The sequence below is a fragment of the Vibrio sp. 10N.286.45.E10 genome (assembly GCF_002874195.2).
Classification (GTDB): Bacteria; Pseudomonadota; Gammaproteobacteria; order Enterobacterales; family Vibrionaceae; genus Vibrio; species Vibrio crassostreae.
Map to the genome: position 1 here is coordinate 1,291,848 of NZ_MCWD02000002.1, position 22,529 is coordinate 1,314,376.

At 43.0% G+C, this 22,529-nt stretch carries 16 protein-coding genes and 2 pseudogenes; 12 read left to right on the forward strand and 6 right to left on the reverse strand.

Annotated elements, in window-relative coordinates:
* Window positions 1-307 precede the first annotated feature (307 nt).
* On the reverse strand, window positions 308-1,210 hold the full coding sequence (locus BCU34_RS18735; RefSeq protein WP_102479286.1) for a LysR family transcriptional regulator: 903 nt from the start codon (window positions 1,208-1,210) through the stop codon (window positions 308-310).
* A 138-nt stretch (window positions 1,211-1,348) separates the two neighbouring features.
* Between BCU34_RS18735 and BCU34_RS18740 the strand changes: the two genes are divergently transcribed.
* The 3 genes and pseudogenes from BCU34_RS18740 to BCU34_RS18750 all read left to right on the forward strand — a co-directional run.
* Window positions 1,349-1,777, forward strand: coding sequence for a PACE efflux transporter (locus tag BCU34_RS18740; protein ID WP_102479285.1), 429 nt, complete (start codon window positions 1,349-1,351; stop codon window positions 1,775-1,777).
* Window positions 1,778-1,959: 182 nt separating this feature from the next.
* A pseudogene (locus BCU34_RS18745) lies at window positions 1,960-2,586 on the forward strand (AraC family transcriptional regulator); the annotation flags it as partial.
* Between the two features lies 1 nt (window position 2,587).
* Window positions 2,588-3,136, forward strand: a pseudogene (locus tag BCU34_RS18750) (potassium channel family protein); the annotation flags it as partial.
* A gap of 111 nt (window positions 3,137-3,247) precedes the next feature.
* Here the strand turns inward: BCU34_RS18750 and BCU34_RS18755 are convergent.
* On the reverse strand, window positions 3,248-3,787 hold the full coding sequence (locus BCU34_RS18755; protein WP_102432291.1) for a DUF3332 family protein: 540 nt from the start codon (window positions 3,785-3,787) through the stop codon (window positions 3,248-3,250).
* Window positions 3,788-4,439: 652 nt separating this feature from the next.
* Here BCU34_RS18755 and BCU34_RS18760 point away from each other — a divergent pair.
* On the forward strand, window positions 4,440-5,033 hold the full coding sequence (locus BCU34_RS18760; protein ID WP_102432290.1) for a hypothetical protein: 594 nt from the start codon (window positions 4,440-4,442) through the stop codon (window positions 5,031-5,033).
* A gap of 231 nt (window positions 5,034-5,264) precedes the next feature.
* Here the strand turns inward: BCU34_RS18760 and BCU34_RS18765 are convergent, their stop codons facing one another.
* The gene (locus tag BCU34_RS18765) at window positions 5,265-5,474 is read right to left on the reverse strand and encodes a hypothetical protein (RefSeq protein WP_004731601.1); all 210 of its coding nucleotides are present in this window, start codon (window positions 5,472-5,474) and stop codon (window positions 5,265-5,267) included.
* 930 nt (window positions 5,475-6,404) lie between these two features.
* Here BCU34_RS18765 and BCU34_RS18770 point away from each other — a divergent pair.
* The 6 genes from BCU34_RS18770 to BCU34_RS18795 all read left to right on the forward strand — a co-directional run bounded on the left by BCU34_RS18770 (window position 6,405) and on the right by BCU34_RS18795 (window position 16,314).
* Window positions 6,405-7,337 (forward strand): siderophore ABC transporter substrate-binding protein, encoded by a 933-nt coding sequence (locus BCU34_RS18770; RefSeq protein WP_102479756.1) that lies wholly within the window; start codon window positions 6,405-6,407, stop codon window positions 7,335-7,337.
* 99 nt (window positions 7,338-7,436) lie between these two features.
* On the forward strand, window positions 7,437-8,390 hold the full coding sequence (locus tag BCU34_RS18775; RefSeq protein WP_102432288.1) for an ABC transporter permease: 954 nt from the start codon (window positions 7,437-7,439) through the stop codon (window positions 8,388-8,390).
* Window positions 8,383-9,333 carry an iron chelate uptake ABC transporter family permease subunit gene (locus BCU34_RS18780; RefSeq protein WP_102432287.1) on the forward strand — a complete coding sequence of 317 codons (951 nt, stop codon included), beginning with the start codon at window positions 8,383-8,385 and terminating at the stop codon, window positions 9,331-9,333. Before BCU34_RS18775 ends, BCU34_RS18780 begins: the two co-directional genes overlap by 8 nt.
* 12 nt (window positions 9,334-9,345) lie before the next feature.
* Complete coding sequence (locus tag BCU34_RS18785; RefSeq protein ID WP_102300158.1) at window positions 9,346-10,110, forward strand: ABC transporter ATP-binding protein; 765 nt, start codon at window positions 9,346-9,348, stop codon at window positions 10,108-10,110.
* A gap of 287 nt (window positions 10,111-10,397) precedes the next feature.
* Entirely contained in the window at window positions 10,398-11,423 is a 1,026-nt protein-coding gene (locus BCU34_RS18790) for a two-component system response regulator (RefSeq protein ID WP_102432286.1), read from the forward strand.
* A complete protein-coding gene (locus BCU34_RS18795; RefSeq protein WP_102478856.1) occupies window positions 11,416-16,314 on the forward strand; it encodes a transporter substrate-binding domain-containing protein in 4,899 nt (1,632 codons plus the stop codon). The genes BCU34_RS18790 and BCU34_RS18795 overlap by 8 nt, the downstream gene beginning before the upstream one ends.
* A 75-nt stretch (window positions 16,315-16,389) precedes the next feature.
* Here BCU34_RS18795 and BCU34_RS18800 read toward each other — a convergent pair whose 3' ends face one another.
* Complete coding sequence (locus tag BCU34_RS18800) at window positions 16,390-17,280, reverse strand: LysR family transcriptional regulator (protein WP_004738903.1); 891 nt, start codon at window positions 17,278-17,280, stop codon at window positions 16,390-16,392.
* Window positions 17,281-17,541: 261 nt separating this feature from the next.
* Between BCU34_RS18800 and BCU34_RS18805 the strand changes: the two genes are divergently transcribed.
* On the forward strand, window positions 17,542-18,717 hold the full coding sequence (locus tag BCU34_RS18805; protein WP_102478857.1) for an MFS transporter: 1,176 nt from the start codon (window positions 17,542-17,544) through the stop codon (window positions 18,715-18,717).
* Between the two features lie 247 nt (window positions 18,718-18,964).
* Here BCU34_RS18805 and BCU34_RS18810 read toward each other — a convergent pair whose 3' ends face one another.
* Both BCU34_RS18810 and BCU34_RS18815 read right to left on the reverse strand, forming a co-directional pair.
* Entirely contained in the window at window positions 18,965-21,721 is a 2,757-nt protein-coding gene (locus BCU34_RS18810) for an immune inhibitor A domain-containing protein (protein ID WP_102478858.1), read from the reverse strand.
* A gap of 37 nt (window positions 21,722-21,758) precedes the next feature.
* Window positions 21,759-22,058 carry a hypothetical protein gene (locus BCU34_RS18815; RefSeq protein ID WP_102478859.1) on the reverse strand — a complete coding sequence of 100 codons (300 nt, stop codon included), beginning with the start codon at window positions 22,056-22,058 and terminating at the stop codon, window positions 21,759-21,761.
* A 207-nt stretch (window positions 22,059-22,265) separates the two neighbouring features.
* Here BCU34_RS18815 and BCU34_RS18820 point away from each other — a divergent pair, with 207 nt between their 5' ends.
* On the forward strand, window positions 22,266-22,523 hold the full coding sequence (locus BCU34_RS18820; RefSeq protein ID WP_146163864.1) for a hypothetical protein: 258 nt from the start codon (window positions 22,266-22,268) through the stop codon (window positions 22,521-22,523).
* Window positions 22,524-22,529 lie beyond the last annotated feature (6 nt).

A 22,529-nucleotide genomic window follows, 5' to 3' on the forward strand; every position in this document is an offset into this window, starting at 1 on the left:
GCGAATTAATATTCAAAAAGTGATCTATTTGAAACCGGCATAAGCGACTGCAAGGCAGGGCGTTTATCTGGGAGATTTGAAGTTGGGTCAGTGGTGTTAAAGAGCGATTTGGGTCTGCCTAAATTCATTTGAAAAGACAAACCCGTTGGGATCGCAGTGTAGTTAGGTCACTTTTGGACATCAACTAGGGTGTTCTATCCAGACGACAAAGATATTTATCGGCAAGATAAGCAGAAATGAGGTAGCAGTGGTGAGTTCCACGCCGATATTGAATCTCTGAACTGACGATGTTTGAAGATTAGGGAGCTTAGTTTGCTTGCCATTGATTGTATTGCAGTGAGTGCCCCTTAAGCTGCTCAATAAGGCTGGCAAGAACTGGACCATTGATGTGGCTACGAGAAACTAAACAACCCACTGGAGTAATCCAACCACCATGCTCGTGTGAGACAGGTAATGCCACAAGATTGCCTTTTTGAATGCCTTCCATCACCATCATTTCGGGCACATTTGCCCAACCCACGTTCTGCTCAACGAGATCAACAATGGTCTTGTGGTTGTTCGCATACCAAAGCATCGAACTAATACCGTAGGTGAACCACAATTCGCGCTGTTTTGAACTACGATGCACACATTGGCGATAGCGCTTGAGGTCTGAGTCTTGTACAACGGGCATGTGACTCAGTTCGTGAGTGGATGAACTAACGGTTAGGAAACGCGCTTGACCCAGCAAGAAGAAATCCATATCAACCTTAAGCTCACCGTCCGCGTAGATGATGCCAATCTGTGCTTTTCCGCGTCTTACTAGATCTTCAACATCAAAGGTTGAGGTGGTAATGATATCGAAGTGTGTGACTGGAAACTGATCGGCTAGTGAGCTGATTATCTTGATGAAATTTTTATCTATGATGCTTTCGTCAATGGCAATGATCAGTTCGTGCTCATCTTCCTGTGTCAGGGATTCTACTTTTTGATCGAAATACTTTTGCTGGTCAAGAATCGACTTAGCCACAGGCAATAGCGCTTTACCTGTATTGGTCAAAACGGGGATGTTTTTCTCTCGGTTAAACAGCTCTTGGTCGACGGCGATTTCTAGATTGGCGATCGACTGGCTGACGCCGGATTGAGCGCGTTTCAACTTGCGTGCGGCGGCAGAGAAAGAGCCACTTTCACACACTGTGACGAAGACTTTTAGTTGCTCAAAACTGTACATGCTATCTCTCGCTCAATACAAAATGGGTTATTCATGCTTAAATTATCACTAATCGTGATGGCTGTTAACTTTCTCTTATTGTTTCCGGTGACATAATCTCGGCTAATCCAACACGCATTAGATTATTTAGAGGAATGTATGAGTACCTTAGAAAGAGTGTTTCACTCTGTATTATTTGAAGTATTGGCTGTCACACTGTCAATTATAGGTTTAGCGATATTTACTGAGCACGATGTAAATGCCTTATCAGGAACCATGATAGTTGTTGCGACCATCGCGATGATTTGGAACTACTGTTTTAACCGTATTTTCGATCGTTATTTCACGGGTGAAAAATCCAAGCGTTCACTCAAGTTACGTGTTTTTCATGTAGTTCTATTTGAGGCTGGCTTGTTGATAGCGACGATCCCTGTGATGGCATACTTGCTTAATGTGGGGTTATGGCAGGCATTTTTGATGGATATCGGCGTGACCATTTTTATTACCATTTACGCGTTTGTGTTTAATCTGATTTACGATCATGTCCGAGCATTATGGGTACGCCGAGCGGATCTAGCCGTTCAGTAATCTACCAAGTCAGTAAACACGTGTTTAACTACTAACCGTTTGTTTATTCGTTATTTTGACAGAGACATTCGGTTAGTAGGCCTAGGTAACTCGTCGTTTGTTCTGCTATCTTAAAGAAGGTGATAATTAGAGTTCTTGAAAGAACAGATTAAGAGGAAAGGATGCCAAATACCTCTCAGATAATGACAGTGGTTGATAAGAAGGAAGTAGAGCTGTTTGCGGAACTGTTCAAACATATCGATGGTGAAATCTACACCTTGTTACGCAGTGCCAAAATCCCCAATGACATTCTCACCAGCAATGACCATTACGATTACCTCCCAGAGACCACCATAAAAAATGTGGTCAAGATTATGGGGGAGTCGGCGTCGAGAGAGGAGTTCTCGTTGTTTATGTGGAGCTTTTGCAAGCAAACTTATGTTCCAAGGTTTGTGGTTAAGCTAAGCCAGCAGGATTCATTGAAAAGTGCGTTAGACCAATTTGGTGAACAGTTAAAGTTGGTATCCAATGGGGCTCATGTCTATACCAAATACGCAGGTGGTAAGTGGTGGTTTGTTCGCGAGAAGCCATTTACGAACGCGCCTTGGTTTAAGTTCGCTGAATTGTTCTCTGTCATTTTCATAAACGAGCTACTTTCAGTATTAACGCAAGGACGTTGGAAGCCGTCTGAGGTTGGCATTCAAAGTGGCGATCTCGAATGTTTTCAATCTCTTCCACAAATGGGCACTGCTCAATTTTATACACAGAGACCCGTTACGGCCTTTGAAATTCCAGAAGAAATCATGCTTGCGCCGATTGTCTTGCCAAAGAATACTATTTCTCATCATCATTACTCTGGCGAGTTCAATTGTCGGTATTCATAAAGAGCGAGCCTTGTATCGCTCTTGGTATGGACTGTTATTGATTACGGCTTTAGTGTCTGGCGTTTTTTCGTTTTTGGAAGGCTATAACCTGTCGATAGTGACACTATCAGCGTTGGCTGTATTTTTGTTTTCACACATTTACTCGGCGTTAAAACAGGTGATGAAAGCAAAAACGGTGACGCCCAATCACATTATCGGGTCAATCTGTATCTACTTGTTATTAGGGTTTGCTTGGTCGACCATCTACTTGTTGATTTTAGAGATCTTCCCTAATGCATTTAATGGGTTAGAAGAGCAAATTTGGCTAACCAACTTGTTCAATGCGATGTACTTTAGCTTTATCACCTTGACCACGGTTGGCTATGGCGACATATCACCGGCCCTGCCTATTGCTCAATTCTTTGTGTTTATGGAATCCATTATCGGCAGCTTCTATTTGGCTATTATGGTGGCGAGTTTGGTGAGCATTCGACTTGCACAGTCTCAGTCCCAATAGAACACTTACAAATAATAGAGCACATACAAACAAGCCGGCAATCGCCGGGCTTCTTCTATTTTATGAGCTTCAAAGTCTCTTTAAGTCTGAACTCAGTGTGAGCTACAAACCTTAAGCTTCAGTGCCTTGAATCTTCTCTAATTCAGCGATAGTCGTTTGCGATACAAGTTGACTATCCATGTAATAGCTAACGTTTTGACCCTCTTTGATGCCCGTTAGAGTAGCCGTTTCACCAGATGTATAGACGATGTCCATTTGAACCGTATTCTCGTCGATCATAATCATCTCACCCGTTTCAATAGTGCGATTGTTTGAAATTGGGCCTACAGGGGCTTCTTTAAGGCTTGGGTCTAGCTCATCGTTTACTTTGAAGTGAGTATCTGTTTTTGTATCAAATACGTGTGGTGAACCGCTGATCGGGTTTTTACCTGTCCAGAATTCAAGTGAGTTGAATACGACATAGTCGGCTGCGGTTGTAATACCGTATACAGGCGCTAATAAGAAGTTTACACCTGCACGAGCATAGCGGTTATCGACAACTTCAACGTTAAATTTCATCACTTTCCCTGTTACGGCGTTACTGCCGATACAACCCGTTAGCGCAGAAGCCAAAACCGTTAGTCCTACAATTTTAAGTGCAATCTTTTTCATTTTAGTACCTGTATAAGTTAGAAGTCTGTTTTGTTGGAACAGGTGTAGTATGGTTTTTATTCGATTATCAGTTTTACCATTTAGCGCCACTGACAATATCAAATGTCCTCGAGTTTTTGGCATAAAGCTAGGTATAAAACTGGGCACAAAAAAAGCGCGACCTAATAGGGCGCGCTTTTGGGTATTTGGATAAGTCGTAATGAAAACAACGACTCCAATATAGAATTACTTCATCACATAAGAATAGGCCGATACGACAAGCCAACGGAAAAATTGAAATAAAAGGGTCGAGGCTCTAAAGGCAAACTTAGCGACTGATAACATTGCTTCTGCACCAATACTCACGCACTTATGCAAATCGGATTCTTTGAATTCTGAATAGGTCATGTGTTTTCTCACTTCTGGCTGTTATCTTTCATATGTAAGTAACGACTCCTGTCTGGCGATATACCCTGAGCGCGTAATGTACGAACTTTCCCCGAATGAGATTTACCATTTTATGCCAAGTAGTGTGAAAACTAGTCAAAAGATAACGAGTTGAGAGAAATTAAGTACGTACCTAGGTGTAACTGAGCAAGTTACCGAAAAAGCGAGGGTAATAGTGGTATGATCCCGGGCTCAGCACCATAAGTGATAAAGAATAGGAAACAGAATGACTCACCTTACCGAACAGCAAGAAGCTGCAATGGCGACGTTTAAGGAAAACTTACACCTGCCCAATGGTGGTTTTCATAAACTGATTATCGAGCTAAGTAAGGAATATCAGTTGCCTTTCCAAAAGGTGCGTGCGGTTTTAAAGAAAGCTCAAAAAGATGTGGAACGACAGATAAGAGAAGACTTTACCAACGTTGATGACACAGTACTGAGCCAAGCGAACTGGATAAATATCATTAAGTCGAAACTTGTTGAGTTAGCGGAAGAAAACCAAACGGTTATGGATAAGCTGCAACAAAACCTGAAGTATCAAAAAGTGTTGTCGGCAACCGAGGGTTCAATCGCAAGTGAAGACGAACGTGACGAGTTGATTGAAGAGTTGATTCAAGCTTATGAGAAAGAGGTATTCAAACCTTTACTGGCGATGCTGCATACAACAAAGCTGTATTGGAAGTTAATGCTGGTGGATGAGACATGTAAGATGAATGAAGAGAATCGTGAGAAATTCAGTGATTACCCTCAACACATGCAAGCTGCAGAACACTTATATACTCTTGATCAGAAGTTAAGGTCGATACCGTTAACTTATTAGTCCATGAATGCACTGATAATGACTCATTGGTGATTCAGAGTTCGATATAAGTTGGTTTCAATAGAAGCACGATAACCTAGCTAGCGTTAGCCGCGTGTGAAATGCAAAAAGGGCTAGGTTTCTGATCTGTTTTACTTCTACTCTATTTTGTTCTGCTAGAGCGAATTGAGGGTGACATCTTTTATATCTTTGGAGCTAGGCGATGTTTCTTTTTGTCGCCTTTGGGAAATGCTATAGGAGTGTGAAATGTCCTAGGGTGTTTCCGTTGCCTGAAACGATAGTTCCGATGCTTTCTCGTTCATTAAATTCAAAGTCGATGAGATAACTGTGATGTTGTAGCTTGGGCAATATGTGGCGGTGGAGTATATCGCTATTGAGCTGTCGAATCTCGGTGACCCATGAAATCTCTTCTTTGTGTAAGTCTATTTTAATCTTGAGCATTTATTACCTTTTAGTTTATTGACTGTTTTTTCGCGTGATAGTTGGTACCAATGGGTTTGTCGTGTTGTTCTGCGTGACATAACTGTGCCTTGTATTTATTACATTTGTATTTAAGTAGTCGCTCTATCTTGAATTCGCTAAAAAGAAAGCAAATGACGAATAGAACGGTAGTGGGATCTAATTGAGAAGCTATTGAATGACTATCTAGGTGAAAGCTGACGCAGAGATGGTGTAACGAGGGAATCGAGAACTGTCTATGTGGAACTTGGACTTACTTTAGCATTAACAGCTCTATAGATTAGAGCCAGGTGGCGAACTATACGCCTAGTTTTTAAAATTACAACCCTATTTTCAATTAAATTAAAAAATATTTTTGAGTGACTTATCATCGCTTACTGAAGGTTAAATGAGCGACGGTTAGGATATTTACTATGATATCTGACAGATTTTTGGCTTTGCGCCGCTTCGTCTTCTTTGTAATTAGTTCTTTTCATTGCTAGCTTGATTAATCTTAACATAAGCCTTTGTTATGTTTAGGCTTTACATTGTAAACTGTAAGTCGTAGCTTTTGGGTTAAGCGTTATGATTACAGAACAGTTGGTCACTTTTTACCATCAATTTTCCTCTCCAGATTAATGCTCATTTTCCTCTTCGCGTCTTTTTGTTATTTCTGATTCCTAATACTTCTCTTGACTACGCAAAACATGAATACTCACTTTTACGTTTCTGAATAATAAAGTTGTTGTGTCGCTAATTTAACGCAAATATAATTGATAATAATTCTCACTTGCGTTACAGGTTTGTCGTCGAAGCAATGACAGACTTTAAATTATCGTTATTTAGCCGTTGTGTAGGCCCCATGCTCACCTATGAGTCATCTGACTTTCATTGTCATGAGTGGTGGTTTGTCTCAATGGCAAAGGAAGAAACATGAAGAAAACAATCAATTCAGTTCGCCAGTTATTGAGCGGGCTTGCCATCGTTCTTGCATCATCATTCATGATGACCGCTCAAGCGGAAACCGTGACTATTGAACACGTGAAGGGCGTAGCGCAGTTTGATGAAGTGCCGCAACGAGTCGTGGTTCTTGGTTTTGGTAGCTTGGATGTGCTAGATAAAATTGGTGTCAAGCCAGTCGGCGCACCTCATAGCCTTATGCCTGATTACCTAGAGTCTTACAAAGCAACGACAGCAAACACTGGCTCGTTGAGCGAACCTGATTTTGAAGCTATCTACATGTTGAAGCCTGACGTTATCATTGCTGAAAACCGCATGCTAAAGGTCTACGACAAGTTGGCACAAATTGCTCCGACGATCATGTTCTCTATTGAGGGCGATAAGTACTGGGCTGACGCTCAAGAAAACTGGCGTGCACTAGGTCAACTGTTTGATAAACAAAATGAAGTTGAAGCGATCATCACAGAGACTCAAGATTCGATTGCAGCGGTAAACGATAAAGTAACGTCTGGCGAAACCACTGCGATGATGCTGATGAACAACGGCAATAACATTGCGATGTTCAACAAAGGTAGTCGCTTCTCAATCATCTTTGATGACTTCGGATACGTTGAATCAAAGAGTGCGACAGTGGTTCCAATTAAAGGTACACACGGTAACTTAATCTCGTTCGAATACATTGCCGATGCAAAACCTGAAGTACTTTATGTTCTCGACCGTGAAAAAGCGATTGGTAAGTCAGAAGGTCGCGCACAACAGCTGTTTGATAACCCATTAGTTGCGGCGACACCTGCAGCGCAGCAAGGCAACATCGTTTACCTTGATTCAAGTGCTTGGTATTTGGCGGGTGGTGGCGTGACAGCGATTCACAGAATGTTGGGTGATATTGAACGCACGATTCAATAGTCACCAATCATCAGATTTTCGGGCTTATAAGAACGTTCTTATAAGCCCTTTTTCACTTTTCATACGGACTCAAAGAGCCCTACCTTTAGTATTATTTCTATGTTGAAACCCATTGCCGCTGCTGTATTTCTTGTTGTGTTATGCGTTACGTCGTTGATGATTGGGGTCGCTGAAATCAGTTTTAGTGACTTCTTCAATGGTAACCAACATGCCAATTCCATTTATGTTGTTAGTCGGATACCTCGACTGTTCGCGATCGTGCTAGCTGGGGCGGGTTTAAGTGTTTCTGGCCTTATCATGCAGCAGATTGTTCAGAACAAGTTCGCTGCTCCTTCTACGATGGGCACGATTGATTGCGCCATGTTGGGTTACATCGTCGGTATTCTGGTGCTGGGTAATGCCGCTCAATGGAGCTACTTAGGCTTTATCTTTGCGTTTGCGGTGTTAGGCACCATGTTATTGGTTCGCTTCTTACAACACCTCAAGTTTAAGAATGCGGTGTTGGTGCCTTTAATTGGCATCATGTATGGCAACGTTGTCTCATCTCTAACAACCTTTATTGCTTACAAATACGATTTAGTACAAACCATGTCGGCATGGACGATGGCGAACTTTGCGAGTGTATTGCAAGGCAGCTATGAAATTCTTTACCTCGCGATTCCTGCATGTGTGTTGGCTTATTACTTTGCGAGTCAGTTCAGTGCGGCAAGTATTGGTGAAAGCTTCGCAAAAAACATCGGCCTCAATTATCAAAAGATCGTTTTCATTGGTGTTGCTCTTGTCGCGATCTGTGCATCTTCGGTGGTGATGATTGTTGGTGTTATCCCATTCCTTGGCCTTATCGTGCCGAATATCGTGTCGCTGATGATGGGTGATAACATGAAGAAGATTCTGCCTTGGACAGCCTACTGGGGTGTGATCTTGGTATTGGCTTGTGACTTGTTAGCGCGAATCGTTATCTTTCCTTATGAGATTCCAATCTCAATGGTCATCAGCATCTTTGGCGGCTTGATTTTTATTTACCTAATCATGAGAGACAAGTCGAATGCGTGATTCAGTAAAAATTGCGATTCTGGCTATCGCGTCTTTGTGTATGGCCACAGTATTTGTGGGGCAGGGACTTACTTGGGATAACTACGAGTTTTTCTTGTCTCTGCGATTACCTAAACTACTGTCGATTGTGTTGGCGGCGGTGGCGATTTCTGCATCGTCATTGGTTTTCCAAACCATCACGAATAATCGAATTCTAACCCCTTCCATCTTGGGCTTTGACAGCTTGTATTTGCTGGTTCAAACGGTTCTTTTGTTTGTGTTTGGCAGTGCTAGCTTCTGGGTGGTTGATTCAATCGCAAACTTTTCGATGTCTGTGACTGTGATGATCTTGTTCTCGTTTGCTCTGTTCCATTTCTACTTTAAGAGCAAGCGAAACAACGTATTCACACTGCTTCTGATAGGCATCGTGTGTGGCAGCGTGTTCTCGAGCTTGTCTAACTTCTTGGCGATGTTGATTGATCCGAACGAGTTTGCCGTGCTGCAAAATGTGATGTTCGCGAGCTTCAACAACGTGAAAGGTGAACTGGTTTACCTCAGCCTTATTCCATTGGGTTTGAGCTTGCTTGGCCTGTGGTTGTTAGCGCCTAAGCTTGATGTGCTTTGGCTTGGTGTCGATAACGCAACAAGCTTGGGCGTGAACACCAAGCGACTGACTCAAATTACCTTGGTGATTGTGTCAGTGATGGTCGCGGTATCGACGGCTTTGGTTGGCCCTGTGCTGTTCTTTGGATTAATCACCGTGAGCTTAGCTCGTCAGATATTCAAATCTTATCAACATCGCGTGCTTATCATTGCGAGCAGTTTGTTAGCGGTCGTTCTATTGGTTTCAGGCCAATGGTTTATCGAAAAAGTAATGGCGTTTGAAACCACTGTGAGCGTGGTCATTAACTTGGTCGGCGGTTTGTATTTTATGTTCTTGTTGTTACGCACCAGAATTCAGTAAAGGTAGTAAGTAGTGATTAAATTAACAGGTTTGAGTAAGAAGTATGGCAAGACACTTGTGGTGGATGATGCCAGTGCCATGTTCCCGAAAGGAGAAGTGACTTCTATCATTGGCCCAAATGGTGCGGGTAAAAGTACACTGCTTTCTATGGCGAGTCGCTTAACCGAAAGTGATGCCGGTGAAGTCATTATTGGCGACAAGCTACTGGCTGAATGGGATACCAAAGAGCTGGCAAAACACCTTGCTGTGTTAAGGCAGTCGAACAACATCAACATGCGATTTACGATTCGCGAATTGGTTTGTTTTGGCCGTTTCCCACATTCACAAGGTCGCTTGAAAGACGAAGACCATAAGATCGTCGACACTGCGCTCGAGCACCTTGGCATTACTGATATTCAAAACAAATACCTTGATGAGTTGAGTGGCGGTCAGCGTCAAATGGCGTTCATCGCAATGGTTGTGGCGCAAGATACGGACTATGTGTTCTTAGATGAGCCACTGAACAACCTAGATATTAAGCACTCTGTCGAAATCATGCAGACGCTGCGTCGTTTAGCGCATGAGTTTAACAAAGCGGTCGTTATTGTAATTCACGACATCAACTTTGCTTCATGCTACTCAGATAACATCGTCGCGATGAAAAAAGGCCAAGTGGTTAAGTCGGGTAAGGTCTCTGAAGTGGTTGAAAAGTCAGTGATGGAGTCTATCTACGAGATCCCATTTGAGATTCGCGAGTTCGATGGCGTTCGAATCTGTATGTATTACTCAGGTCGTTAGGCTACTGAATAATCAAAGCTGTTTGTTTTCTAACTGTTCAATAAAAGAGCTCCCCTATGAGGAGCTCTTTTCGTTTGGCTCATATGTTCAAGAGAGCATATTTTCTCTTGTGTTAGACATTAATTTCTGCCGAATTTTTGACATCAAACTAGACTCAAATCGTTAGTTTGACGTCACTCGAAGATCTACTCTTCATTTTTAACAATCATTTGTCATTTTCATGTTGAGTGGTGCGAAAACCCATCTACACTATGATTATAACTGTTTGATTTTTATACGAGGTGTCAATGAGTCGTAAACCTATAGTGTTAGTCGTAGATGACACCCCAAGTAACTTGGATGTGCTAACTGCAATTCTCAAAGATACTTACCAAGTAAAGGTCGCGATCAACGGTACTATCGGTATCAAAATAGCGAAGATGGTGCCACAGCCTGACTTAATTCTCCTTGATATCATGATGCCTGATATAGATGGTTACGAGGTATGCCGTCAACTGAAAGCTCAACCCAATACCGCGCATATACCGATTATATTTGTGACCGCCAAAATGGATCCTGAAGCTGAAGTGAAAGGGTTGTCTTTAGGTGCTGTTGATTATTTAACGAAACCCATTACCCCAGAAATCGCACTTCAGCGTGTAAAAACCCATATTTCTCTTTATGACCAACAACGCGCGTTGTTTAGTCAGGTAAAAGAGAAAACCCAAGAGATCAATCTAGGTAAGCTAGAGACGCTGAATATCTTGGGTAGGGCGGCTGAATTCAAAGACAATGAAACGGGCATGCACGTTATGCGCATGAGCCATTATTGCGAAATATTAGCCAAAGCCTTGGGCATGACAGACGAAGACGCGGAAACCTTGCGTGATGCTGCACCCATGCATGATATTGGCAAGATAGGTATCCCTGACAGTGTGTTACTTAAGCCGGGTAAATTAGACCCGGACGAGTGGGCCACCATGCAAAAACACGTCGAATACGGCGTAGAGATACTCGGCAGGCAGAGTGACTCTAAGTTGATGCGAATGGCCATTCAAGTCGCGCAATATCACCACGAAAAATGGGATGGCAGCGGCTACCCAAATCAAATAGCGGGCGAAGAGATTCCTCTGGTCGGGCGCATTGCTGCGGTTGCGGATGTATTTGATGCTTTGACAGCAGAAAGGCCTTATAAAAAGGCTTGGAGCGTTGATGAAGCGCTGGCCTTGTTTGAAGAGCAAAAGGGTAAACACTTTGACCCTAGGATAGTAGAGCTGTTATTTGAAAACTTACCTAAGATTTTAGCGATTAAAGAAAGATTTAAAGATGAGTAATCTGTTCATTCGGTTCTATGTATTCACATTATGGTTGCTGACTGGTCTAGTGTTTGCTAACACCGTTAGCGCCTCTGAAGTGACTGATGCAGAGCTAGAGGGTTGGTTAGACAACAAGCCTTCAGTGACTTTTATAGCCCTTACTAACCATTACCCATACTCGTTCCTTGACGACAACGGAAAAGTGTCGGGCATTATTAAAGACTGGGCACAGGATCTTGAAGAGCGGTTTGGCGTTCACGTGAGGTTTATTAGCGTAAGCTCGCGCAGTGAAGCCAAAGCCGCGCTCCTTGATGGTCGAGGTGATGTTTTTCCTTTCCAGCAGTTTGATCCCAGTGAAGGAAAGCGTTTTATTTCCAGCGACCCATATATCCCTTATCAGGTTGCTGTGATTGTCCCTATTGATAATAAACTCACCGTTAGTTTGGACCAAAACCATAAGCGCCGAATTGCTATGGTTAATGAAAACATTGACTTAAAAAAAGCGGGTGTTCAATTAAGTTCTATCGAGCGCGTCGATTTTGACAACGTTATCGATGCGGTCAGGGCGTTAGGTGAAGGTCAAGTTGAAGGGATTGTGGCCGAACCCATTACCACTATGGACCTTGCAAAGAAAGTGGGCGTTCATGACTTAGCTGTTAACTACGTGTTAGAGCATTGGAAAAGAATACAGGCCACTATGGTGGTTCGTAGCAGCGATGTAGAACTCCTAACTCTACTCAACAAACAGATAAATACTTTTGATGTTCACAAAGAGAACCAGATTTTATCTAAGTGGCTAGATGCGTCTCCTTATCGGGTTCCACTTAAAGGCGTGTTTGGCTTTGGTAATCCTCCTTACATGTATCCAGATAGTACCGCTGTTGGCTTGGAGCACGACATTATACAGCGCGCATTGAATGACATGGGCTACAAGTTAGGTGACGTTGTCACGCTTCCGCCGAGTGCCGCGAGGAAGGCCATTGATAATAATAACTCGATCTCTTTTGTCTCAGGCGTTCAGGCTGACGATCCGGATGCCCACTTTTTAAGTGATAGTGTTATTAACGTTGAATTCGTCCCTGTGTCGCTGGCAAGGCGCCAACTCAATCTTAAATCTCAGAAAGGCCTGTCTCTGGGTGCACTGTTGTTTGATGACACCTCCCCCATAAAAAACTCGATAGAGATGCTTTCTAAGGAAGTTGATATCGAACGAGTTGAAGATATCGGTACGTTAGAGTCTGCATTCGCACAGTTAAGAGCACAGAGCGTAGATGTCTTAATGGTCGAGAGGCGAGTACTGGAGTGGTTTATTACTAATACTCGCTTTATTGAAATGTCAGAGCTTCGATTACACGATGACTACCGAGTGGAGTATCCAATCTATGTCGATTTTAAGAGTGAAGAACTGAGAGACCGCTTTAACGCTGCGGTGGCCAACCTTAAGCAAGTCGATGATGGTTTAAACCAAATCATTGAGACTCATATCCAGAGTGACCTAAGCCAGGTTCTGAAGAAAGCGAGTATTATTGCTCAAATCTCGGCTTATTTTATCGTAAATGACCGCTTTGACGACTTGTCTGAGCTCTTTGAAGTATTTGATACAGACAGTTCATTTCAGGTGATCACAGCCCAAGCAGACAACAATAATCGCCCAATTAAAGCCTGGTACATAGGTAACCTAGTTGATGATTTTGGAGAGAAGCGCAATACCTCCCATTTTGCATCAGTGACCAAAGTCGCCAGCTACCGCACGAAAGGTGGTATTACTAATTCGGGCTCCATGACCTTTTACTTTGACACTCGATCTCAACAGCGAAACCATATTTACTTTCCAGATATAGAGCAGTTCAATTCGTTTGGTGAACCCGCTAAGCGGTATATTGCAGAGATATATCAAGCAAATAACTTAACGGGAGAGATCTTAAATTTAAGTGAAGAGGAGAGGGAGTGGCTTAAAAATAATCCAACGGTGCGAATCGGTATCGACCCTAATTCACTCCCGTATGAGGCTGTCTCTAGTACTGGGGAGTACATCGGTATGATTGATGATTACCTGGAACTCATCGGGCAGAAAACAGGCTTGAACATTGAGCATGTTGATGTTGCTAATTGGTCAGAGACTCGAAGTTTAGTTGATCATCAAGAAGTTGAACTCGTCTCTGCTGCGCAAGAAAATCGCTCGTTGGGAGAGAATGTCAAAGCGGTAAATAGCCTCTTCTCAAGCCGTTTGGCACTTGCATCAAGACGAGAGGTGAGCAGTCTGGTGCTCGATGAAGCGACAGGATGGAAAATTGGTATTTTAAGAAATGCAGCGAATACTGAGGCGATAGTAAAGAAGTATCCAAACGTTGAGTGGGTATTTGTTGATTCAACCGCAGAGGGGTTGAACTTGCTAGATGATCAAAGCTTAGACGGAATGATCGATACGGTCGATGTCTTAAACTATTTGATCGATTCATTTGGACACCGAGATATTGGGATTATCGGCCGACTCGACTTTTTCCTTTCACCGACCTTACATGTGATTAAATCGGAACCTCTTCTATTTTCTATTTTGAATAAAGCCATTGATAAGATCTCTGCAGAAGAGCATCAAAAGATATCAGCGAAGTGGGCAGCACCAAAAGCGATAGAAAGAGTTGACTATCATCTGGTTTACACCATCTCCGCTTTTTCGTTAGTGATTCTTTTGCTGATTGTCTTCTGGAACCGAAAACTCGCTAAGCAGATTAGCATAGCCAATCAAGCAACAGAGGCACTCAAAAAAGCACAAGACCAACTCTATAGCATGCTGAATAGTTCCCCAATTGCCGCTGCTGTGGTGTCTGATGAGCAATGTCGTTATGCGAATGACACAGCAAAACGCTTGTTTGGCGTTGAAAATAAGGAACTCTCGTCTATCGATGTAGTTGCTATTCATGATTCTCTCGAAGTTCGTGATGACATTCATAAAGAGCTCAAGCTAAACGGAAAAGTCGTGAACAAAGAGTTAGTGCTTAGAAAGTCAGATGGCACTCGTTTTGTCGCACTTGTTAGCTATTACTTGTTTGAGCTTGATGGTGAAATCGCAACGCTATTTTGGGCATTCGATATTTCTGAAATGAAGCGACTGAACGAGCAGTTGGCAGAGGAAAAAGAGAAAGCGAATCAGGCAAGTCAGGCGAAATCAGAGTTCTTGGCGAATATGAGTCATGAAATTAGAACGCCAATGAACGCCATTATTGGTCTGTCTTATTTAGCTATTGGGGAAATCTCTAACCCTACAGCCCGCAACTATATCGAAAAAGTGCACCGTTCAGGGCACTCTCTGTTAAGCATAATCAACGATATTTTAGACTTGTCCAAGATAGAAGCCGGGCAGTTGTTTATCGATAATATTCCATTTAATGCACTAACGACGTTTCAAGATGTGATTGAGTTGATGGAATCGAAAGCTGCTGAAAAGCAGCTCAACTTGTCGATGTCGGTTGACCCAGAACTCGATACGCCTTTACTCGGTGATCCACTCAGGTTGTTCCAAGTAATACTTAACCTTATTGGCAACGCGATTAAGTTTACGGAAAAAGGCAGTGTTTCTTTGACGGTCGATATTGTTCACTCAAACGAGCGTGAATTGACGATGAAGGTTTGCGTTGCGGATACCGGGATAGGCATTTCTGATGACAACCTTCATAAGCTATTTCAAGCATTTAGCCAAGCAGATACCACAACGACACGTCGATTTGGTGGAACAGGTTTAGGGCTCAATATCAGCCAAAAGCTCGTGAATGCAATGGGCAGCGAAATAACGGTTGAGAGTGAGTTTGGGCAAGGCAGTGAGTTTTCTTTCGTTGTAACCTTTGCACGAACGACCAATGAAGAGTTGGCTCAATTCAAAGCACAAGAGCTTCAACTGGATTATCAGATAGAGTTCAAAGGCCAGAAGATACTGCTGGTGGAGGATAATGAACTTAACCAAGATCTTGCGTTAGCCTTCTTTAGTCGAGCCAAGCTAGATGCCGACCTTGCTGAAAACGGCAAAGAGGCACTGGCATTAGCCAAGAACAACGACTACGACATGATCTTTATGGATCTACAGATGCCAATCATGGATGGTTTTGAGGCTACAAGGTTGATCCGTGAATTTAATACTACTGTGCCTATTATCGCGATGTCGGCCAACGTGTTTGCCGATGCGAAACAAAGAGCAAGAGACGCAGGCGTAACGGACTTTTTGGACAAGCCGATCATCATTGATAAAGCGACGTCTTTGATCTCTAAATACATCGTTCCTGAGGTGTTGATTGAAGGTAAAGCGCCTGAACTTGCTCCGGTTGATAAATCGGTTTCTGATAACTCTGACTTACCTATTTTCTCAAAAGCTCGATTTGAACAGCTCACCAATAACGATACAGCCTTGCAAAATAAGGTGTTAGTTAGGTTCTGCCAAGGGGCGCCATCGATGCTATCGGAAGCGTTCGATAACCTAGCGCAACAAGAGTGGGTAACGTTAGAGCGGAATCTACACACTCTAAAAAGTATGTCGGCTTCAATTGGCGGGCAGAGGCTCGCTGAATTACTCAGTGACTTTGAAAGCAGAGCTCACAATAAGGCTTGTGTAGAGCAAGATCTTGAGCAAAGCGAAGTTGGCTTAAGGGAGTTGATTGAAGCGGTCGAGCGTGATTTTGGTAAACCATGCGCAGCCACGGCAGAGAAAGGTGCAGATGATACACCGGACTCTTCTGAGTTCGATCCCAAGCAAATCTCTAAGCTGTTGTCTCTTCTCGAAGCTTACGATAACGAAGCGACGCAATACGTTTCGGAGTTACTCATTGAACACCCTGATTCGAGTGCTTTAAAAGAGATTCAGAGATTGCTAGAGAGTTACGATTTTGAAGGTGCCTCTGAGGTGCTCACAACTTTACAGTAGTGGCATTAGAAGCTTTTCCTAGTAATGAAAGCCTTTAACTATCTTGGTTAAAGGCTTTTTGATCTGCGCACTAACTTAATTGCTGACATTCTGTTTGATTAAATCAATCACGGTATTGTATCGGTGAGGGAGTTTGCGGTTTCGCTTTTGGACCAAGTACAGCGTTTCCTCAACTTCTATTTTTGGGGGCACGACGTGCAACTTATCTCTTTCAGCAAAATGTTCCACAGCACCAGCTGGCAGCACGGTAAACCCTAATCCTTTTGATACAGGCAGCAGTATCTGATGAAGTTGGTTGATATAGCCTGATTTCGGTATCTCATTAATGTTGATGTTCGCGAGTTCTTTATCACCACACAGGTCAAAGTACAAAGAGAGGTAATGCGCAGAATCTGGGTGAGCAATCAGACCAATCTCGTGAAGTGTTTGTGGCGTTATCTCAAGGTCGGCATGGCTGTGGTGCACGATAAGACACAATGCTTCTTTTCCGATAACTTGGCTTTGGTAGTAGCTGTCGTTCGGTGAGTGTCTTACGATACCGACATCGGTCGTGCCTTGAAGTAGGTCATTTAATATCTTTCGATTCGGTGCAGCCTCAAGATTAATGCTTAGGTCTGGGTGTTGCTGCTGCAGTTCAAGAAGTTTGGGATATAAGCGTAAAGAGAGTGAGCCTGAACAAGATAGGTGACACTGCCCAGAGTAAGGGTTATCAAAACTGAGCGACTCGAAAAGGTCTTCTTGGTCTTTCTCTAGTTTAAGTGCATAGCGATACATAATCCGACCTTGCTCGGTCAGCTCGAAGCTCTTATTTTCTCTCGAGAGCAGTTCACAGTCACATGCTTGCTCAAGCTTTTTGATGTGTTGGCTTACACCTGGTTGAGTCATGTACAACTTTTCAGCCGTTTGGGTGAAATGACCGACTTCTACCAGAGTCTTAAATGTGTTGAGCCAAAGTGGATTAATCATACTCGCCTCTTAATGCCGAAGTTTGTAAAACACGCCATAATGAATAACAGAAAATTATTATCCCCATTAAATGATAAATGCAAATCCAGAATGAATTGAAAATATAGGCAGAGATGCATTCGATATCGTTGAAGAACCAAAAGGAGATGGCTTTAAGGCAATACATTGGTAGCAGGTGAGTTTCATTTTTTGTAACAAAGTGTTGAGACTTTGTTGGTTATTTGGTCTAGTGATTAGCCGCGCTCATATTTAGGAACAAAGATGAATAGAAATGTTTGGCTACTGTCACTGTGTCAGGCCTTATTAATGACAGGGAATATCTTACTGATTTCCGTGATTGGATTGATAGGAAAACAGATTGCGCCCAGTGCCAGTATGATTACCTTACCAGTCGCGTTGCAGTTTTTGGGCTTGATGGCTGCCACCATTCCCGCTTCTTTGATTTCAGGTAAGTTAGGCCGAAAGCGAGGCTTTAGTATCGGTAATCTCGTCGGTATAACGGGGGCGAGTCTAGCAACTTACGCGTTATTGCAACAAAACTTCTATCTGTTTTGTTTTGCGACTTTTTTATTAGGTATCGGCATTGGCTTCGGAACGCTTTATCGCTTCGCGGCTATTGAAGTGTGTGATGAAAATGCACGACACCGCGCAATCTCGATTTCAATGGCTGGTGGTGTCCTTGCGGCGGTACTCGGGCCGAACTTAGCGATTATGTCTCAGCAATGGTCGCAAGATGGTCTGTACATTGGGGCTTTTGCTTCATTAATTGGCTTAAACATTTTGGCCCTCGTTATCTTACAAACCATTCAATTCCCTAAAGTGTCGTTTAGCAACCAGACACCAAAATCTGATCCTTTGAGTGCAATCGTCAAGGCTCCGAATTTTGTCGGAGCCGTCTTTGCAGCAATGGTTGCCTATGCGGTGATGAACATTCTGATGACGGCTACACCATTGGCAATGATTGGCTGTGGTTTCGACTTTACTAAAGCGGCGGGTGTGATTGAGTGGCACGTATTGGGTATGTTTGTCCCTGCCTTCTTTACTGGATCGCTCATCGAGAAATTTGGTTCAAGAATGATGATTTTGGCTGGCGGGATATTGTTTGTTTTTTGTATTGCTATCAATATCCATGGTGAGTCGATTTGGCACTTTAGAGCAGCCTTGGTTTTACTTGGGGTAGGCTGGAACTTTATGTTCATCGCGGCAACTGGTTTGTTCAGTCAATCTTATCAGCCCCAGAACAAAGCGAAGGCGCAAGCTTTCAATGAGTTTGTTGTATTTGGCTGTGTGACAGTGACTGCTTTGCTTTCTGGTTGGTTGGAATCGACAGCGGGTTGGCAAAAACTCAATATTTACGTACTACCTTTTGTGCTAGCCGTTATCTTATTATTTGCATTTAGCGCACGTAAATCACGTATTCAAAATCAGCCAGTGTGACGAGTTTTCATCTGTTTGGGTGAGATAGCCCCCTCATTAGAAGAGTACCTCTGCATAGCTTGTTCGAAGTCGAGACAAATAAAAAGCCCTACCAATGACGGTAGGGCTTTTGCTTACGGCTTAAATAATAACGTTTTCTTAAAACTGCTGTCCTGACTCATGCCACAGACAACAGTACTTAAGTTGGTTTATCAGTACGCACGTTATTGTCTACGTACTCATTTCAATGATTTGAGCTAGAGGCGACTTATAGGTCGACCATAATGGTCTTAGTCGTGATCCCGCCTTGGTCATCGATGATTCGTAGCTTCACTTCATGCTTTCCGTATGAAGGGAAGATAGAAGTGAATGTGCGACCTCGTTTCACTTTTCCATTTGGTAATGTCCACTCTGTATCGACAATTCGACCATCGCTGTCCGAACTTGTTGACCACATGGTGACCCAACGACCTAAGTGAATGTACTTCGCACTTGCTTCAGGAAGCGCGTTTGGAACCTCAACATTAACGATTGAGCTAAACGATGCGTTAGCACCTTTGTCGTCGACTACTGTTAGGCTGACTGTGTATTCGCCGGCTTCTTGGTATGTCCACGTTGGCGCGATTTCACTGCTTGTTACGCCGTTGCCGAAGTCCCATAGGTAGCTGATGATTTCGCCATCTTGATCCGAACTGAAGTTACGGGCTGATACGCTCAATCCATCCGTATTGAGTTCGAAGTTAGCCGTTGGCGCAATGTTGTGTTGGCTTACTTTCGATAGACGTACCACACCATATTCGTTGTCAGCGCTCTGGTTAACAATGTCTACCACCAAACCAAATTTAGTCAAAATACGACCTGAATCAGGAGCTTGTGGTGATGTGTAATCTTGATCATCAGAGAAGCTTGCTGTACCCACTAGGCTTGTGTCCTGAAGCACATCATTGTCACTGTTCACAAGACGCATTGGAGTATGGTCTTTCAGTGAGAACGCGGCATCTCGAACTTGATAACGTGTTTGAGCGACTTTTCCTGAGTTTTCCCAAATCATGGCATTTTGGTCGGCATCGACCACTCCCAACCAGCCTTCACCAGGGTGTTTGCCTACCCAGTTATCAGTGAGTGACTCATCGACATACCAAATGATCAGGCCTGGATCGAACGACATGAGTTGGCCCATGCGCTTGATATTCGCCAAACCTTCATCCACGTCCATATGACTACGCCATTGCAGTAGGTAGTAGTGTTGAGCTTGATGGAAGCCATTACTCAATTTGAAGCCATTAAGTGCAAAGCTAGAGTTATCTTCGCCGTCATCTATAGCAACCGTGTCACCGTCAACTATAAGGCTAAGGTTGTCTAGGTAGAAACCTTCCATGGCTAATCCGCCATCGGTGATGTACTCGAACGACAGTTCTACTTCTTGGCCTGCCCATTGAGAAACATCAAATTCAGCATCAATCCAACCGTCAGACTCGCCACCAACCGCTGGAACTAGGCCAGTATTGTATGGGTCATCCATAGAGGTGATGTTGCCAGCGATGGCTTGTCCGTTCACAAGGACACGAGCAAAGTCATAGTCTTTCTCGATTTGGTACCAAGTTTTGAAGGAAAGCACTGCAGAGTCGCCAGCCGGGATTTCCAACTTACGAGTCATGCTGTTTTTTAGGTCGTCGCCTTTTTGAGAGTGGAACGAGTACTCACCCTCGAACGGTTTCAAACCTTCGATTTGTTTCTCTGGAAGGTCGACCTTAATCATGTTCGGACGGTCGTTATCTGTCGTTTGGAACAAGGTGTAAATTTGTGGCTTGTCTTCTAGGTCATCAATTGATATTTGATCATCGTTAATCCAGCGACCACCAATCGACTTTTGTAAGAAGTGTTTTGCCCAAGAACTGAAAGCGGTCGGTTGTGTACCACCAATTTGACCAGCCCAACTGCCTGAAGACATGATAGACCAATAAGAGACAGGTTCACCTTTGCCTGTGTATTGCGTGTCGTACTCGTCTGGTAGACCTAAGTCATGGCCATATTCGTGCGCACAAACACCAGCTGCTGCATCGATCGGTTGAATCGTGTAATCAAATGCTGCGTACTGGCCATTAAAACGGTCTGGAAGCGAGCTCGAGGTGCCTTCTAGCACATGGGTGCGTCCAAGGTTGAATCGGTGAGACCAAATTGCATTAGGACCTAACACACCGCCACCGGCCTCTTCACCTACAGAGGCATGGAACACCATTAGGTGATCAATTACGCCATCTGGCTCACGGAAGTCTCCGTCACCATCGTAATCGTAACGATCTTCAATGTCGTAATCAGCAAGGTTGATACTAGGATCTTGAGCTAACTGGTTAAGGGCTTCACGCACCAGCTCTTGGGCGTTCAGATCATTGTCTGTAGTAGGGGAGTTACCGCCATAGAAAGCGGCAGGTTTAGAAGCACGATACCAACCTGCAGCCTGACCAGCCACACTATAACTGTCGCCTGATTCACTTTGATAATACTGGCGCATCGAGATTAAGTTTTCGCCATTTGGTCCAGTATAGCCAGTGTCAGAGAACAACAACTCTTGGTAGTGTTCAGGGTTGTAGCTCTCGTAGAGCATTTGGGTGTGTTCTTTGGTCAGTCTGTTGTCATCCCAGTTTAAGTCGGGAAAGTCGACAAGCAGCGCGAGCACTTTGTCTGTACGCTTAGTACCGACTTCAAGTGCAAAAACACTCGCTTTTTTAACGCCAGATTCTTTTTCGATGGCTTTGAGAATCTTGGCTCTCAGCTCCATGGCTTTTTTGCCGAACTGAGCATCACCTTTAAAACCAGAGTTAAGCTTATTTTTTAGGTAACGGTCCAGTGCATCATGTTTTACCGCGTCGGTTGCATCTTGGTCAACGAAGCCCTGTCTTACTAACATTTCTATTAGCTTGTCTTCATTAACAACACCAAGATCTATCGGTGTTTTGGCATAGCTACTGACGCTAAATAGAGTAAGCATTGCTGAAGCGAGCAATGTTTTTCTCATTATTTTCATTGTATTTCCTTTTTATATTTCCGTGTCGATATAAATATCAACTTCCTTCATCGGTGTTATTCACCGATATTGGTCTAATGCACTCTTTTGGTGCTTTATTTACCTGACGTTGGTTTGTTATGTCTTTATTTAAATCGAAATTTGGCTGATGGTTCTTATTTGCTTTGGCATTGAGATAGATACGCAAAGCTTCTTGGTTGTCCTCATAATTTAAGCCGGGACAGATAATGCCTTGTTCAATCAATGACTTCAGCAATGGCTCGTCATTCTCTATAGTGGAAGCCTGTGACAGTGAGGATAAGGACAGAACCATTAAGACCATTGTTTTATGTGACATTGTTATAATTAGCCATTTGTTTCGGTTATGTAACAAAATATATTTATAAAATTAACCAATCAAACTGTAAATTTTTACAAGTTATTGTCTATCCTATTTTCAACATTAAGAGTTAATATCAAACACCCTTAGATAATTACCTTATTATCAGTTATTTATTTTATTTTTGTGAATTTATAGTTGATTGTTTTAATATTAAGTATCAGTGTGAAATATATGGTTATTGTCTCTCGTGTTAATAGAAGTAAGGCTTTAGATAGTAATAGAAATACCGTTATACTTTGTGTTGATATAAGAATAGTGAATTTTATTGTCAGCCCAATGGTGGATTATTTGTGTTTAAATTATTTTCACTCGAATTATCACTATTTCTTCGACTGTGGAGAGGTGAAAGCGCTTATGGGAGCAATGTTACGCAAATTTTTAGTTAGTACGGCTGGTGGTAGTGGCGAACAAGTTGGCTAGTGAAAA